The sequence below is a fragment of the Parendozoicomonas callyspongiae genome, assembly GCF_023502345.1.
GTDB classification, from domain to species: Bacteria; Pseudomonadota; Gammaproteobacteria; order Pseudomonadales; family Endozoicomonadaceae; genus Sansalvadorimonas; species Sansalvadorimonas callyspongiae.
Map to the genome: position 1 here is coordinate 192,171 of NZ_JAMFLX010000006.1, position 16,772 is coordinate 208,942.

Annotated in this window: 13 protein-coding genes; 3 read left to right on the forward strand and 10 right to left on the reverse strand. The window is 48.8% G+C overall.

Annotated elements, in window-relative coordinates:
• Positions 1-200: 200 nt before the first annotated feature.
• Entirely contained in the window at positions 201-1,085 is an 885-nt protein-coding gene (locus tag M3P05_RS06570) for an AraC family transcriptional regulator (protein WP_249698657.1), read from the forward strand.
• Between the two features lie 78 nt (positions 1,086-1,163).
• On the opposite strand, the gene M3P05_RS06575 is transcribed toward M3P05_RS06570, so the two are convergent.
• The 3 genes from M3P05_RS06575 to M3P05_RS06585 all read right to left on the reverse strand — a co-directional run bounded on the left by M3P05_RS06575 (position 1,164) and on the right by M3P05_RS06585 (position 4,173).
• Positions 1,164-1,862: an aspartate/glutamate racemase family protein gene (locus M3P05_RS06575; RefSeq protein WP_249698658.1), complete on the reverse strand. Its 699-nt coding sequence runs from the start codon at positions 1,860-1,862 to the stop codon at positions 1,164-1,166.
• 300 nt (positions 1,863-2,162) lie between these two features.
• Positions 2,163-2,468: an AraC family ligand binding domain-containing protein gene (locus tag M3P05_RS06580; RefSeq protein WP_249698659.1), complete on the reverse strand. Its 306-nt coding sequence runs from the start codon at positions 2,466-2,468 to the stop codon at positions 2,163-2,165.
• Positions 2,469-2,718: 250 nt separating this feature from the next.
• Complete coding sequence (locus M3P05_RS06585; RefSeq protein ID WP_249698660.1) at positions 2,719-4,173, reverse strand: aminoacyl-histidine dipeptidase; 1,455 nt, start codon at positions 4,171-4,173, stop codon at positions 2,719-2,721.
• Between the two features lie 594 nt (positions 4,174-4,767).
• Here M3P05_RS06585 and M3P05_RS06590 point away from each other — a divergent pair.
• A complete protein-coding gene (locus M3P05_RS06590) occupies positions 4,768-5,994 on the forward strand; it encodes an L-lactate MFS transporter (RefSeq protein WP_249698661.1) in 1,227 nt (408 codons plus the stop codon).
• 310 nt (positions 5,995-6,304) lie between these two features.
• Positions 6,305-8,788 carry a hypothetical protein gene (locus tag M3P05_RS06595; RefSeq protein WP_249698662.1) on the forward strand — a complete coding sequence of 828 codons (2,484 nt, stop codon included), beginning with the start codon at positions 6,305-6,307 and terminating at the stop codon, positions 8,786-8,788.
• On the opposite strand, the gene M3P05_RS06600 is transcribed toward M3P05_RS06595, so the two are convergent.
• From M3P05_RS06600 to M3P05_RS06630, 7 genes are all read right to left on the reverse strand, one after another.
• Positions 8,785-9,150: a DUF3301 domain-containing protein gene (locus tag M3P05_RS06600; RefSeq protein ID WP_249698663.1), complete on the reverse strand. Its 366-nt coding sequence runs from the start codon at positions 9,148-9,150 to the stop codon at positions 8,785-8,787. The two genes, M3P05_RS06595 and M3P05_RS06600, sit on opposite strands and share 4 nt — an antisense overlap.
• Positions 9,151-9,192: 42 nt before the next feature.
• Positions 9,193-9,480: a cell division topological specificity factor MinE gene (gene minE / locus M3P05_RS06605; RefSeq protein ID WP_249698664.1), complete on the reverse strand. Its 288-nt coding sequence runs from the start codon at positions 9,478-9,480 to the stop codon at positions 9,193-9,195.
• Positions 9,481-9,482: 2 nt separating this feature from the next.
• Positions 9,483-10,292, reverse strand: a complete 810-nt coding sequence (gene minD, locus M3P05_RS06610) for a septum site-determining protein MinD (RefSeq protein ID WP_249698666.1) — start codon at positions 10,290-10,292, stop codon at positions 9,483-9,485.
• A gap of 40 nt (positions 10,293-10,332) precedes the next feature.
• The gene (gene minC, locus M3P05_RS06615; protein WP_249698667.1) at positions 10,333-11,175 is read right to left on the reverse strand and encodes a septum site-determining protein MinC; all 843 of its coding nucleotides are present in this window, start codon (positions 11,173-11,175) and stop codon (positions 10,333-10,335) included.
• A gap of 188 nt (positions 11,176-11,363) precedes the next feature.
• Positions 11,364-12,941, reverse strand: a complete 1,578-nt coding sequence (locus M3P05_RS06620) for a hypothetical protein (protein ID WP_249698668.1) — start codon at positions 12,939-12,941, stop codon at positions 11,364-11,366.
• 159 nt (positions 12,942-13,100) lie between these two features.
• A complete protein-coding gene (gene rapA / locus M3P05_RS06625) occupies positions 13,101-15,989 on the reverse strand; it encodes an RNA polymerase-associated protein RapA (protein WP_249698669.1) in 2,889 nt (962 codons plus the stop codon).
• A 161-nt stretch (positions 15,990-16,150) separates the two neighbouring features.
• On the reverse strand, positions 16,151-16,772 hold a 622-nt coding region (locus tag M3P05_RS06630), incomplete at its 5' end, for a DUF819 family protein (RefSeq protein WP_249698670.1).

A 16,772-nucleotide genomic window follows, 5' to 3' on the forward strand; every position in this document is an offset into this window, starting at 1 on the left:
TCCTTGTTTTTCCAAGGATTGTGGGGGTGTGTAAGTTATCCCCAGTTTCAGTGGATAACCCTGTGCAAATCCTCTCCATGGCTTGGCGTAAAAGGGAGGATTAAATGTCAACACGTAAAAATAACATTGATAAAAAGCAAGATTGATCAGGAGAGGCGGAAAAGGGTCAATCATAATCCAGCCAGAATTCAGGAGGTTTGATGGTTAAGGCTGGTAAGGCAGGGTACGAAAAGAGAATGCAGAAGGTGTGCGGTTATATTGCCCGCCATCTAGATGAAGAGCTTACTGTCGGCAGGCTCAGTGAAGTTGCTGCATTCTCAAGATTCCACTTCCACAGACAGTTCAGTGGGTATATGGGTGTCAGCGTGGCACGTTATATTCAGCTGCTCCGTTTGAAGAGGGCTTCATATCAGCTGGCTTTTGAGGCTGATGCCAGGGTGATTGATATCGCCCTGGATGCTGGCTTCGACTATCCCGAATCCTTTGCCCGAGCTTTCAAAAAAGAGTTTGGGCAATCACCTTCTGAGTTTCGCAGGGAGCCCCGGTGGCAGGCCTGGAGTCAGGCTTACAGTCATCTGCAGGGCGACAGGAATCTTGATAGAAGACAGGATCTTGATATGAACGTTGAAGTGGTTAACTTTCCTGAGGTGCGTATTGCCGTGCTTGAGCACAGGGGAGCACCTGAACTGGTGAATGAGTCGGCCGGTCAATTCAGGAGCTGGCGAATTGAAACCGGGTTATCGCCAATAACAAGCTGCCGTACTTTTGGGCTGGTTTACGATAATCCGGAGTGTACACCGCCAGAAAAATTCCGGTTTGATATCTGCGGTGAGATCAAACAGAGTGAACCGGAATATTCTCATGGTATTGTTGAGAAGCATATTCCGGGTGGGCGTTGTGCGTTGGTTCGCCATACCGGTTCCCACGATAATATTGGTGACCCGGTTCGCTATCTCTACGGTCAGTGGCTGCCGGAAAGCGGTGAAGAGTTAAGGAATTTTCCCTGCTTCTTCCACTACCTGAATTTCTTTCCGGAAGTGGCGGAACATGAACTGATCACAGATATTTATCTTCCGCTTAAGTAGATGGCGGCTTGAGTCAAACTGTTACAGCTTTCGCGCACGGTTTGACTCAAACGGTTTTGTGGTGGGGTAGGCTCGGCGTCAATGGTCATCGATTGCCAGGCGGACAGCGGCTTCAGCATGAATGGCCGTAGTATCAAATAACGGGACATCGGTATGCTGTTGCTTCACAAGCAGTGCGATTTCCGTACACCCCAGGATGACAGCTTCAGCTCCCTGTTCTCTCAGCTTGTTGATGATCTCTATGTAAATTGATCGGGAGCTGTCCCTGATCTCCCCACGGCACAGTTCTTGATAAATGATGTCATGAACTTTTTGTCTGTCATCCTCTGCGGGAACAATGACATCAATACCGAATTTTTCTGTTAACCGGCCTTTGTAAAAGCCCTGCTCCATGGTGAAGGTTGTACCCAATAGGCCAACTTTACTTATGTTGTTCTCAAGTAGTTTTTCAGCAGTGGCATCAGCAATATGCAGAATTGGAATGGAGATATTGTTTTCAATCTGTGGGGCAACTTTGTGCATGGTATTGGTGCAAATCAAAATAAAATCTGCACCGCCCTTCTCAACCGAAAGAGCGGCCTGGCTCAGAATATCAGCTGTCTCGTTCCACTTGCCCTGATGCTGTAGTTTTTCAATCTCATCGAAGTTCACGCTGTACAGGCAAAGCTTCGCAGAGTTTAGGCCACCAAGCTTTTCCTTGATCCCTTCATTAATTGCCTTGTAATAGCTGAGTGTGGATTCCCAGCTCATGCCCCCCAGCAAGCCGATTGTTTTCATATGTTGTTCCGTTTGCAAATGGATTATGTGGAGCTCAATGTAATCCACACAGGATTTGTAATTCTTGTATGTTTTTGACCTGCCCAGATTCCTTTCGGAACAGACGAACCAGGTAACATGGATTCAATGATACTAGCTGAGCCAGGTTATTCAGGGAAACATTAGCCTTCGGCATATCATCCAGAAACCCTTTAGCACGCATCACTTGTTTTGAGGCTTTTCTGAAAGGTCTTGGTTCTGCTTGGGTTTTGCCATCTTTGGCCATTAACCTTATTAGCAGAGAGTAAAGAAGAGATTCCCTCAACAGTCTGTTATCATGAATAACAGGCTCAGCAAAGTAGGGAGAAAAACAGTTGCGGCTAATTTTCGGCTGATCTGTTCAAACTGTTCCTGGAGAGGGTGTAGCGCCTTGTAGGCCGAGCCTTCTTTGGTATCAGCCTGGCCGTTATGTGTATCGTCGGCATTGATCAGGATAATACTTCCTGCCGGGGCAAGGTTGTTAGTGCCCGTTCGGTAGAACTTCTGGGTTCCCTTCTCAATAATTCCAAACGTATAACCTTCATGGCAGTGGTGAGAAAAACACTGCCTATAACTGGCATCAAGCATTTCAATGCCACCAAGTTCTTCCTGATGAAGTTATCTTGCAGACTCCCTGGTGATTATCGCTTGGGAACTCGTTTTGATAGGAAAGCTGGTGCAGTGCTTGCCAACTGATAGTGTTTCAATATAAAGGGTTATCAGTCTTGTATGAAATTGACTTTATAGGCTTTAATGTTTCACAAGCTCTGAAGCATATTCTCCATATATAAAGGCCCGCCATATTGGCAGGCCTTTTGCGTTCTAGGCGGGTCGGCTATCAGGCGACAGGTGTCTCAGCCAGAACTGCGAGCATCAGCTGCCAGAAATGGCCAACGCTGGTGATCTCGGTCTTCTCTGCAGGAGAGTGAGGGAACTTGATGGTCGGGCCAAAGGAAGCCATATCCCAGTTAGGGTACTTCTTACCCAGGGTTCCACATTCCAGACCAGCGTGGATAACCTTGAACTGAGCATCCTTGTTGAACAGCTTGCGGTAAACATCCTGTACCAACTGTTGAACAGCAGAGTTGGCAATGGGTTGCCAGCCAGGGTAACCGTCGTGGAAGGACACTTCGGCACCGGCCAGAGTGAACAGACCTTTCACAGAGTCACGGGTATCATCACAGGCGGAATCAACCAGGCTGCGGGGCAGAACCTGAACCTGGATTTCACCGTTTTCAATTTTGGCAACACCCAGGTTGGCAGATGTTTCTACCACACCTTCGATGGCATCACTCATACGGATAACACCGTTCGGGCAGACATGCAGGGCATCCAGCCACTTGCGCTGATCAGCCAGGGACAGAACGCTGTCAGCAGACTCAACTGCTGCAACGGACAGTGTCAGACCAGCGTCAACTGCCTGATATTCGTTACACAGTTCTGCAGCGAAAGAATCCAGCTTGGCTTCAGCTTCAGCCAGTTTGTCTTCCGGCAGAGCGATAACAGCATCAGCTTCACGGGGGATCGCATTAAACAGCTTGCCGCCCTGAAGGTTAACCAGACGTGCACCGAACACTTCCAGAGCCTTAACAGTACGAACCATCAATTTGATGGCGTTGGCGCGGTACAGGTGAATATCGCAACCGGAGTGACCGCCGTTCAGACCTTTGATGTTAATGGCGCGCAGAGCATGACCGGCAGGAACTGCTTCTTTTGCATAGGTTCCCTTGGAAACGATACGTACACCACCAGCACAGCCGACGTAAACTTCGCCTTCTTCCTCAGTATCCAGGTTCAGGAAGATATCACCTTTGAATAGACCGGGTTTCAGGCCCTGGGCACCGGACATACCATCTTCTTCGTTGGTCGTAACCAGGACTTCCAGTGGACCGTGTGGAACATCGTCTGCAGCCAGAACAGCCATGGCGGCAGCCAGACCAATACCGTTGTCAGCACCCAGAGTGGTGTTGTTGGCGCGTACCCATTCGCCATCGATGACTGGTTCAATCGGATCTTTGGTGAAATCGTGCTCTTTGTCGCTGTTTTTCTCTGGCACCATATCCATATGAGCCTGCAGAATAACACCGCGGCGGTCTTCCATGCCTGCAGTTGCAGGCTTGCGGATAATAATGTTGCCGATGGCATCAACTTCGTGGTCGAGGCTGCGCTCTATGCAGAAAGCTACGATATGGTCACGCAGCATATCTTCATGATGGGACGGATGGGGGATGGCACAGATATCATCGAACTGCTGCCATACGCTCTGTGGATAAAGGTTTCTGATTTCGTTCATAACACTCTTGCTGGACGGCCCTGTCCAATGAATGCCAAACGGGCGTGGCCGTCTTTAGACAATGATGAAAGGAGGTACCATCGTATGCCGACAGGATGGGTGCAATGTTGACTCAGGACAATAAATGCAGATGCATAAATAATAAACAAGTTTTGTGGAGATAAGCGGAAGAATAGCGGATTTTTTCTTCGAGAAAGCGCTGTTTTAGAGAAAGTTTTTGTACTTCTAGTAGAAGATTTTTTTCTGTATGGCGCATCTATATAAACAAATGGTTTGCATTAAATCAGCGTTGTGCATTTTTTAGCAAGTTGATGTCATGCTGGATTCAAGCAATACCTCCTTTTTAATATGTGTAGCAATATAGCATTGGCACCTTCAGAGGCGTTTAACAAAGGTTCTGAGGATGTATACATAGCCCTTGTTTATTGTGAATACCCCCTAAGTGTTAGTGCGAATACCTGTGTGCAAAAAACCTACAGCTCTCAATTGACCGTGTAGATATAGTGTGCGCACTTAAACAACTACGCTCACCATATAGATGCACCGCCAAATTTTCACAGCAGGCGTGCTCTGGCAACCATTAAGAGTCACACAATGAATCGAGCTACTAAGATCCTGGCCGCAGGGGTTACGATCAACCTGTGTATTGGCGTTTTGTACGCCTGGAGTGTTATCAGCAAGGCGCTGGTTAACAATTTTGGCTGGTCCAATGCCGAAGCCGGCCTTCCTTACACTATCGGTGTTGTCACCTTCGCCCTGGCGGTACTCGTTGCCGGTAACCTGCAGGATCGTATGGGGCCTCGTAAGCTGGTTGTCTCCGGTGTGACCATGGTTGGTCTGGGTATGATTGCCTCTGCTTTTGCTACCTCTCCTATTATCCTGCTGGTAACCTTCGGTGTTCTGGTCGGTACTGGTATCGGTTTCGCTTACGCCTGCCTGAGCCCAACTGCCATGAAGTGGTTCCACCCATCCAAGAAGGGCATGGTTAACGGCCTGATCGCTGGTGGTTTCGGTATGGCTCCTCTGTACCTGGCTCCCTTGAGCAGCGCTCTGATCGAGAGCATGAGCATCAGCACCACCTTTATGATCCTTGGCGCAGCCGTTCTGATCGTTGGTATTCCTGTTGCCATGACCATGGTTGTTCCGCCTGCCGGTTACAAGGCTGACGTTCCTGCAGGTTATGTTGAGCCTGCTGGCAAAGCTGCAACCTACAACTTCACATGGCGCGAAATGACCAAGACCCGTCAGTTCTACCTGATGTGGATCTCCTTCGCTTTTGCTTCCTCCGCAGGTCTGATGCTGATTGGTAACATCACCAGCATCGCTGCTCTGCAGGGCGGCATTACCGGTGCAGCTTACCTGGTGTCTCTGCTGGCAATTTCCAACACCGGCGGCCGTATCCTGATGGGTATGCTGTCTGACAAGATTGGCCGTTCCAAGACTCTGTTGCTGGCTATCGCTCTGCAGGCAGGCAACATGATGATCTTCCCGACCCTGACTTCCGAGATCGGTTTTGTCTTTGGTGCAGCTATTGCCGGTATCGGTTACGGTGCACTGTTGAGTATCTTCCCATCCATGACTGCTGATAACTTTGGCATGAAGAACTACGGCGGCAACTTCGGTGTTGTATACCTGGCCTGGGGTGCAAGTGGCTTTATGGGGCCAGTTATGGCCGGTATGGTTGTTGATGCAACTGGTAGCTACAGCATCGCTTACACTGTTTCTGCCATTATGCTGGCCATTGCCGGTTTTGCAGCTTTTATGATCAAGCCTGTGAATGTTGATGAACTGAAGCAGAATGGTGTTCTGGCAGCTGCCTGATCACACAAAGTCGATATTTCTGAAAGCCTCTGACTGTCCGGGTCAGGGGCTTTTTCTTGCCTGATTATTATTGTTCTAGAATTGAAACAGAAGCTATTTCTGGAGCTATCAAATGAAATCAACACCAAGGACGGAGGCTGCTGTAGGATCGGTTTCCCCTCAGGAACCGAAACCCCAATCCCAATCCCAAAACAAAAAAACAAAGGGAAAACACGGCCCAAGGAAAGTAAGTTCTTCTGACTCGCAGGTTTCAAAAGAAATCCCCCCCTCTGATACAGAGGCTCCCCGCGATTCAAGAATGGAAGGCATCATGAAATGTGTTGCCGAAAAAAAGATTTTGGAAGCTTACAGTTACCCGAATGTTCCAGATAAATACCGTGGTGATAATCTTCAGATTCTGGATCATGCCCTGAATGTTGCCGAGTATTATGCTGAGCAAACCTCGGGCACTCCCCATTTCTACAAAACCATTGAAGATATTTATAAATACTTTGAGAAAGGGCATATACGTTCGTCAGGAAAAATCTCAGCCCAACAAAGGGAGTTGATTCATCGCCTGGCGGAAGTCTTACTCAAGGCTAGTGAAGCTAAACCAGAGAAGATTAAGGTATTTAATCAAATTGGCAGGCTGGTAAGTTCTCTTCGTGATTCTGGATACGGTGTCAGTCCGACAGATGCTGTTGCGATGGATCTGGCAATGTCTGAACTGTCACACTGGATGACAGGCAAGAATGTGTCAGGAAAGAAACTTGATGCGCTGGCAGAATCTGTCAGTTGTCTGGTCCGGGCAGCTGTCACAGCGTCCAGAAATACCGGTTCCCGCAAGGGTTGCTTTGATGAGGATAAGGTTCTTGAGGTTTTAGGTAGGTTAAACGTCAGTATTGAACGTTTGCTGGAAGATAATGACTTCAAGGGGTTTCATGAATCACATCTAAAGTTGCTCAGCGAAATTATTGATGATTCTAAGTTAAGTAAGCACTTTTCCCCGGAGCAGTTAACCCGTGTCAATATGCTATTGGCCAGAGGTTATTTTCTGGTGAGTCTGAAAGCTGAAAGGCATAAGCAGAGGTGTCTTCGTGCATCAGCCACTCACCACCTTGCTGAAGCCCAGAAAGCTGGAATGTCACCTGTTCAGGAGCTGGAAGGGAGGTTGATTTATGCGCACCTTCTTGCCCAGCAGGAAAAAAATGATCAGCTTCAGGATCAGCTGCTTCTGGCCGCTCAGGCAGGAAGTCGCTATGCCCACAATGTCTTATTTATGTCACGTCTTGGTTTGCATGAAGAACTTTTCTTGCCGGGAAACCCGGTGAAGGCCCTTAAGTTGTGGCTTAAAGGAATTCCCCAGTCGCCTCCAACATGGTTTGAGCGGTTGCTATTTAATTCCAGTGATTTGGTCGAGATTCAATCAGCACCGGCGCATAACTGTGCTCTTGCGGTTCTTAACTCCATCAGTGATGGTCGGCTTGATGCTAAGGGGCAGGCTTACCTGCACCAGCTTGAGATTTTAGAGCCTGTTCAGGCTGAACTGCTGGAGTCAATTCTCCTGATTAAACAGGGGAGGGCTGATGATGCCGTCGAAAAACTGGTTCCGTTGATAAAAAATTCCGGTGTGGCGGCGCACCTTGCGGGCTTTTTGGTTTCTAAAAGTGCACTGGGTGGCCTTGACCCTGAACAAATCCAAACTCTGTACAATCATGCGATCCTCGGAGGTGACTGTTCTGCGGGGCTGGATCTTGGTCGTCTTTATATATCCAGAAAAGAGTATGACTTGGCATTAGAGATTCTTGAACCTGCTGCAGATTTTTTCCGTAATAACCACCTCTATGATGAGTTGACCGAGTGCCATGAATTGCTGAACAGTATTCCTCATAAGGATGCTGACGTTGTAGAAAGCTCTAATCCTCCTCCGAAACAAAAACCTGCAGCAGCCGCTTCTAGAAAAAGAAAGCCAAAGAAAGAACCAAAGCAAGAGTCAAGAGTCCAGACTCATCGTAAGCAAAACCCGGTTCCGGTGGTTCAGACAAATGCTGTTGATGTAATTAACGTCGAAGATGATGAACACTCAGATACATCAAGTGATTCAGGTTTTGAGTCAGGGAGTAAAGGGTCTACACCAATCACTTCTGACACTGAGGCTGGTGACCCGCTTTCCAGTGATTCGGAGCCTTCTGATTTTAAGTCAGTAAGGGCAAAAAAGGGAGAGTCATATTCTCTAACCCAGAGGTTGCTTGATGAAGTCAATAGTTTGGTTAAAGAGGGTGTGTTCGACGAAGCCCAAAAGTTGCTGGATTCCTGCGGAGTCAGTCACCGTAAGCAGTTGATGGCCAGAAAACACCAGATGCAGGCATGGCTGTACCGGAGACGCTTTGATGAGAGTGACTATCTATCGGTGGTAAAGCCTTCATTATCACCGGCAACGCAGAGACGAGAGATTTTGGGCATGGCTCGTAAACAGGCGCTTCAGGGATTAAAGGTTATGCTGCCGTCTGCCTCGGATTACAACCTTGAAAATAATCCTGAGTCTCTGGTCGATATCGAGAAATTATTTATATCTGAAAGCAAAACACTGGCTTCCCTGTTTGCAGAACTTGGGCATGCCTGGCGCCGGTTAAGCAGTGGTCGTTTTGATTCACCGGATCACAAAAAATCCCAGAAACTGTCAGCCTTTGCTGATAGCTTGAATCCCAAAGTAAGAAGAACAAGAGGGCTGGCCAAAATGGCACCTGCAGAACCCAAGGTAGCAGTGATCAGCCAGGAGGAGTTTCTTCGCAGGAAGCGCGGAGGAAAAGCCTAGTTCAACCAGTTATTCTGCTCAGGCATACGGTAGGCAGGTGTTTTGATTTCAACAAGGGTTCGCCCGAGCATAACAACGTTTCCCTGGTAGCGATCTTCGCCTGTTGAAGAAAACTCGAACTGGCAGTGTCGTAGAATATTGAGGCGACCAGATCTGTTGCGCTGAAAAGCATTGAAACTAAGAGCGATCCCTTCATCCAGATACTGCAGTTCTCTCTCTTTGCAAAAGCGTTTGGCGTGTGAAATCGCCAGCTGGCGAATGGTAAACCCATGCCACCAGATCATAAAAATCATTGCCAGAACGGCAAAGACAATAATATCAGACAGTTCCAGATACATTCGGTATGAAGGTTTCCTTGACATAGACAAACAGCCCGGAGCAATCCGGGCTGGTGGGCCAGTGCATTACGCCATGCGAACCTTGGTCTGATCTTCCTCGGGAAGAGTCACTTCAACTTCAAGCACTGAGATATCGTCAGCGCTTTCAAAGTGAATGGATACATTCTCCTGCTCCACTGTGACATATTTTCCAATGACCGCCAGAATATCTTTTTTCATTTCTGGCAGGTAATCGGGGGCTTTCATGTCACTGCGGTGGTGGGTGACAAGAATCTGCAGGCGTTCACGGGCTATGGCGGCACTGTTTTCTCTTTCTTTTTTCTGCCTGTGGCAGAATACGTCCAGCAAGCTCATTATCAGCCTCCAAACAATTTCTGCAGAATGCCCTTGCGGGGAGCTGAGGTAAAGCGCATGGGAATTTCTTCTCCCAGGAACCGCTGCACTGCATCTTCATAGGCCATACCAGCCCGGCTCTCTGGAAGATGAATGACAGGCAAGCCTTTATTGGATGCATTCAGCACATCACGGTCTTCCGGAATAACACTCAGCAGAGGTATTGCCAGAATATCCTTGACGTCTTCAACACTAAGCATCTCACCCTTTTCCACCCGTCCCGGGTCATAGCGGGTCAGGAGTAAGTGCTCCTTAACCGGCTCCATATTCAGCTCGGCGCGTCTGGATTTGCTTTGTAGAATGCCCAATATGCGGTCAGAGTCGCGCACGGATGACACTTCTGGATTCGTGGTAATAATGGCTTCATCGGCATGATACAAAGCCATCAGGGCACCACGTTCAATGCCTGCGGGAGAGTCGCAGATAATGTAGTCAAAATCTTCGGCCAGCTCTTCCAGAACCTTCTCTACGCCTTCTGCGGTGAGGGCGTCTTTATCGCGGGTCTGGGATGCTGGCAGCACGTAGAGATTATCGGTGTGCTTGTCCTTGATCAGGGCCTGATGCAGGGCTGCCTCGCCGTTTATAACATTAATGAAATCATAGACGACCCGTCGTTCGCATCCCATAACCAGATCGAGATTACGAAGACCGATATCAAAATCAATAACGACAGTCCGGTGTCCCTGGCGCGCGAGACCTGAAGCCAGGGCTGCGCTGGTTGTTGTTTTTCCTACCCCTCCTTTACCGGAGGTGATAACGATTGTTTTTGCCAATGTGTTTCCCTTCCAATGAACTCAGTACCTTACAGGTGCCTTATAGGGGTTGGATAATCAGCGCATCGTCTTCAAGGTATATGCGTACTGGTTTTTTCCAGAGCGACTTGTTGATATTGGCTGCAAGTTTGTAATGACCATTAATGGAAACCAGTTCTGCCTCGTTATGAGTGCAGAAAATACAGGCATCCTTATTGCCTTTAACTCCAGCCAGCGCCCGGCCACGAAATGGGCCGTAAGCGTGGATATAGCCCTCAGCCAGGATTTCTGCTCCTGCGCTGACCGGGCCGGTCAGTATCAAGTCACCTTCATGATAAATCTGCTGACCTGAACGAACAGGTGAGCTGATGATTCTGGGTGGTTTAAGTAAGTTGTCCGGATTTTCCGTCTGTTCTTGTTCTTTTACCTCTTGTTCTGGAGCACCTGGCTCGGAGTTATTCTTGTTATGAGGTTCCAGTACCAGAGAGGACTGGTGTATAGGTGTCACGCTGGCACCCTGTGGAGTATCACTGTGATCCTGTTTCGGAATTTTACGGGCGACGGCCTGGGGCTGAGCAGCAAGGCAGGCCAGACCCGCATCAATGGCACTTTTTCGCTGGGCACTGCTGCCTCCGCGGACAGCGATAAGGTTGATGCCAAAGCCAGCACAGAGTGTGCACAGCCGGGCCATATCAATAAGGCTGTTGGGCTGAGCAAGCCGCTCAAGGCCAACGACAACAGGCGTATTCTCAAAGAATCGGGGCGCTTTGGCTACCAGTCCCTGTAGCTGCTGGTGCAGGCTGATCTCATCGAACTGATACAGCTCTAGAGTCATCATGGTGACCATGCTTCCCTTAAGCTGGAAGCAGGGACTGGCTGTATGTGGTGTAATCGTGCTTGTCATGACCGCAGTGAAGGTGCTATTTGCTCAGCATGGATCATAGGGTAGGGACAGGCCGATTCCGGTGCAAGCATGATTTGCTGAAAAAACGTGAGCAATGTCAGGTTAATTTGTTTTTTCTATTAAGACAAAATCGCTAAATTGTCGACAAAGATGAGACTGACATATTTTTGTGGCTAGTAAAAAAATGTTCATTTAGCGATTGATGTTGGCCTTGATTGCAGAGCATGTTCAATGCTAGGTAAAGATTTGCATGCTCTATAAACTTGAATACCTTCAATCGGTTTCATCCCGGGACCGTCTAAAAAGCAAGTTTCTTCATCGCATTTTACACCGAACGCGTGTGCTTCATGGGTTTTGTGCTTGACTCTGCTGAGCCACTCAAGAGCAGCCTGTCGATTGCTTTCTCGATAGCTATGCGCAATGCGTAGATAGAGATCGTCACCAAGATGCAGATTCCCTGTATGAAGATCGTTGGCAATTTTCTGACGTTTAAATAACCAATAAGGCCGTTCCGTTTTTTCCAGAGCTGACATGAAGTTGCGAAGTGTGGTGGACTTCAATAACCACCGACCAGGTTTCATACCGATGTCGAAATCTCTTTTTAGTTGTTCAGATTGAGAAGGCATGAGGTCAGTAAGTATTGAATAAACATCTGGAAGAGGGGCGTCATGGGTGATTTTTTTTAAAATGCGATGAGGGATTGTCTGACTTAAAAGATCTTCTTCCAGAAAACTGTAATTAAAAGCTGATTTTGCTTCTGACTGACTAAGTAATGTCATCTCGTCTTTTGCAGTCTGAAAGTTACGTTCAACGCAGTATTTACGGCCCGGTGCTCTGTGAAAGCCTTTCTTTCGTGAGCAGGCTGGATCTTCACACTGCATTTCCAGTGGATGGCATATCTCTGCACTTTTCCAGCGGAATTTATGGACTAATGGAATAGCTTCTTTACGTTTCAATCCTTGAGTGTTGAGCTGCGAATTTGTGTCGTGTGCTGTCTGCAAACGATGAGTAAGTCTTAACACTCTTCTGGTCTGAAAATGGGGGGTGGCAATGGAGAGAGCTGAACTTTTATCCGCATCAGGGGGTTGTATGTTTGGCTTTACCTGATAGATAAAGGTTTCACTTCCTTCCTCCCCGGCTGCAGAAAAAGAAAATTGGTAAATAAGAGTCACTTGGTTTATTTCGGGTAAAGCTTCTGATATCTCCTGAACATCAATAGAAGCTCCATTGATTAATATCTGAGGCGATTCTGTTTTTAGCAAACCATAAGGAATGTTTTTTATGGATGCTGAGTTGAGGTAATACTGTTTGTCAGGAAAACTCAGGTGATGCAGTTCTTCGGGTAATTCTGCCACAGAAGTTGATTGATTTTCCAAGAGAGTATGGGTGGGGTAGGTGTCAGAAGCTTCTGGAACGGGATGCACAAAACCGATTTGGTCCGAGGGTGAGGGTGAAGCTTCAACCAGCAAAAACATTTTGAGTTCGCCCCACTCGTCTGCAAAAGCCGGAACGCCCCTAATCAGGTGAATAGAGCCGAGAAATTGGGTTGCTTCAGTGGAAGGTTGAAGGGAAAAAGAGTATCGCCCCTGAGAGTCTCTTGATACAAATGTATTGACTGCACCAATAAGGGTGCTTTCCTCAGCGGGAGGTTGCTCGGTATTCACATTTTCGGATGAGTTCTCTTTGGAAAATAGAAAGCTGGATGCTAAAAGCAAAGTTATTGTAATGAGTAGTTTGGTAGATTTAATTTTATTTTTTTGTTCCATCTTTCAGTACGGTCACCAGAAACGCTTTTAAAGTAGACCGAAATCCCCACAGTTGGAGGACCCTGAAAGATATTTTTTGTTGAGGAAGAGATAGATAAACCCTGTTCACCGCCAGGAACTTCCTGGCGGTGAACAGGTTTGATGAAATGGTTTGAAATATCAGGTGGTAAAGATCAACCGGATAGCATCCAGACGCATTTGGGCCTTCTGCAGAACCTGGTAACCGGAAGCTGCCTGCTGCTTGAGGAACTCGATCTCTTCATCACGAATATTCGGGTTAACAGCCTTAAGGGCTGCCAGGCGACGAATTTCCTGAGTCACATTGTTCATCAGCTTCTGACAGGAGTCGTTTACGATATCTGCCACCTGGGTGCGGGCATGGTCTTCCGCAGCCTTGGCCATTTTAACAATGGCTTCACGCTGGTTTTTTACAACCTTGCGGGCGGTGCTGGTTTTCAGCTTCTGCAGCTGAGGATCAAGGGCCTTGAAGGAAACCTTGGTGCCAAGGTCGTTCAGGGCTGGGTCGATCAAAGTGCGCAGCACAGTTGGTGGCAGGAATCGTTCAAGCTGCAGATGACGGTCTCCACTGGCTTCCACGACGAAAATAGCTTCCATCAGCATCAGGCCGGGCTTCAGGCCCTTGCTCTTAATAATGCAGCAGGCGGTGTTGCCAGTCTCGCTGGTCAGCAGTATATCCATGCCTTCGCGTACCATGGGATGCTCCCAGGTCACGAACTGCATATCTTCGCGGGAGAGAGCATTATCACGATCAAATGTGATAGTTGTTCCATCCGTGGGGACACCGGGATAGCTGGTCACTGTCATATGGCTGCCAGGGCGAACCACCAGGGCATTCTGGGAATGCTCTTCCGTCTCCAGGCCAAAGCTTTCAAACAGCTTGTCCACGTAATTGGACAGTGTTTTAGGCGTATCTTCGCTGCAGATCTCACTAACCAGATCACGATTGCTGCCAGCACCGCGAGAATTGAGTTCGAGCAACCGGTCACGACCAAGACGCAGATGACGGCTGACCTCTTCATTCATCTCTCTGGAGCGTTCAACCAGGGAGTCAAAATCAAAGGATTCACCTTCCTCTGCCGGTGCGTTGCATAACCAGGCTTCCAGCTCGTCGCGGTGACGGGAGTAGACGACACTGCCAGCCGGGCAGGTGTCGGCAAAGGCATTCAAACCGGTGTTGTACCAGTCAAACAGCTTCTCTTGCGCAGTCCCTTTCACATAAGGCACGTGAATACGGATGGTCTCTTCCTGGCCGATACGGTCCAGGCGGCCGATACGCTGCTCCAGAAGGTCTGGGTTAGCTGGCATATCAAACAGAACCAGGTGATGCGCAAACTGGAAGTTACGGCCTTCACTGCCAATCTCGGAGCAGATCAGAACCTGGGCACCGTATTCTTCATCGGCAAACCAGGCCGCAGCGCGGTCACGTTCAACAATGCTCATATCTTCATGGAAGACAGAGGCCTGGGTTCCGGCAGAAATACGCAGGGCATTTTCCAGATCCATGGCGGTGTGCTTGTTGGCGCAGATAACCAGCACTTTGTCTTTGCGCAGCAGTTTCAGCAGATTGGTCATCCAGTCGATACGGGGATCGACTTTCCACCAGGGATCCATATCCTCAACACGGATCTGTGCCTGGTAGCCCAGTTCAGGAAATACCTGCTGTTCCAGTTCCGTATTTTCTTCCAGAGCAATGCTGTAAAGCTCTGGAAGCTCCTGCGGATAACCTTGCACAGCACGTCCAGGGAAACCGGGAACCGCAGCACGGGTGTTACGGAACAGGATGCGACCAGTGCCGTGACGATCCAGCAGGGTGCGAATCAGTTGTTCTTTGGCATTGGCATGCTGAGCTTCAGTCTGGCCATCATCATTAATAATGGCGATCAGACCATCAGCTTCAGTGCCCAGCAGGTCACGCAGATTAGTGGCGGCAGAGTCAGAGATCTTGCCAGTGTCCAGAAGTTCACGGGCGGCCTCCGCGATAGGCTCGTAGCGGGCCTCCTCTTCCTGGAATGTAGTCAGGCTGTGGAAACGATCCGGATCCAGCAGGCGCAGACGGGCAAAGTGACCAGCCTGTCCCAGTTGTTCTGGTGTAGCGGTCAGCAGAAGAACACCAGGAGTGTTTTCTGCCAGGTTCTCTACCAGGGTGTAGTCAGGGCCGGCACCGTTCTCTTCATCCCACTCCAGATGATGGGCTTCGTCGATAACCATCAGGTCCCAGCCGGCTTCCAGGGCCTGTTCCTGATGTTCCGGGCTGTTACGCAGGAAGTCGATACTTGCCAGCACCAGCTGTTCGCTGCTGAACGGGTTCTCGCCATCAGAATTGCGGCAGCGCTCTTCATCGAACACGCTGAAATGCATGTTAAAGCGACGCAGCATCTCAACCAGCCACTGATGAACCAGGGCTTCGGGAACCAGAATCAGAACACGGGAAGCGCGACCTGTCAGAAGCTGACGGTTGATAATCAGGCCGGCTTCAATGGTTTTACCAAGGCCGACCTCATCGGCGAGAAGTACGCGCGGGGCATGGCGGTCTGCCACTTCATGGGCAATATGAAGTTGATGGGGAATCAGGCTGGCACGTGCGCCAGCCAGACCGAGCCAGGGAGACTGGCACAGGCGGTTATACTGGCTCAGGGTTTCATATCTGAGGGAGAAGTTGCTGTTCAGGTCTATCTGACCTGCCAGCAGGCGATCCTGTGGCTTGTTGAATTCAATAAAGTTATCCAGTCCCGCTTCTGGCAGCTCTCTGGGCGTGCCATTTTCATCGGTACCGGTGTAGCAAAGGAGGCCATCCTTTTCCTGCACATCGGATACGGTGAGAATCCAGCCTTCATGGCTGGCTACGCTGTCACCTGGTTCAAACCGCACGCGTGTCAGTGGACTGTTTTCCAGTCGGTAAACCCGGGTTTCCCCCGTGGCGGGGTAGAGCAGGGTTACAGTGCGGGCATCGAATGTGAGGATGGTGCCCAGCCCCTGTTCAATCTCGGTATCACTGATCCAGCGTTGTCCCGGGACGAAAGATGCCATAGATTCTGCCTGCTCCATCATCGAAAAAAGGCGGGTATGTTATCGAAAAATGACAAAAGGACAATATAGGTGACACCGCAAAAAATAAATATAGGGCGAACTTTGGGGGAAACCGAAGTGTTTTGTTTCATGATTATTGATAATTGTTACAGTATTACGGGTTATACCAGTCGATTCAGTAACCAGAAAGTCCCAATGCCGAGAAGATTCCCTGCTCCATAGCCAAGAACTCCGGCGCTGATACCGGCAACCAGTACCGAACGGTTATGCATAACTCCCGCTGCGAGGGGGATAAAAGGTGGTGACAGGATAGAGGCCACGGATGTGACCAGGAAGGTGTCAGCGTCGATCCGAAAGAGTTTGCACAGAATCAAATGAAGAGCCATGGAGCCGAAAACCACCACCATGAAAAAACAAAGCAGGTTGCGGGTGGCCTGCTCAAATAGTTCCTGATTGAACAGCGTTCCTGACTCTGTGCAAAAGAGCAGGATTAAATACATTCCCAGGGGCCAGTTACCCGGCGAGGTGTTCAGACGCTTATTGAATGATGCTATCAGGCTGAGAATGGTCAGAACTATGATCGCTACTGCAGTTTTCCATTCTGATGGAGATAGTTCTGATATTCCTAACGCCACAATAATAATGAGTGCTGTAGCGAGCAGGCATGGGAAAAGCTTTTTCCAAATATTCGATTGTTTCAATAATTGAAACTGTCTGTGCTCTGAATCAAGCTGCGCCTCAGGTTCATTGATGGCGGGAGATTGGAAAGGGGTTAGAAGCAAC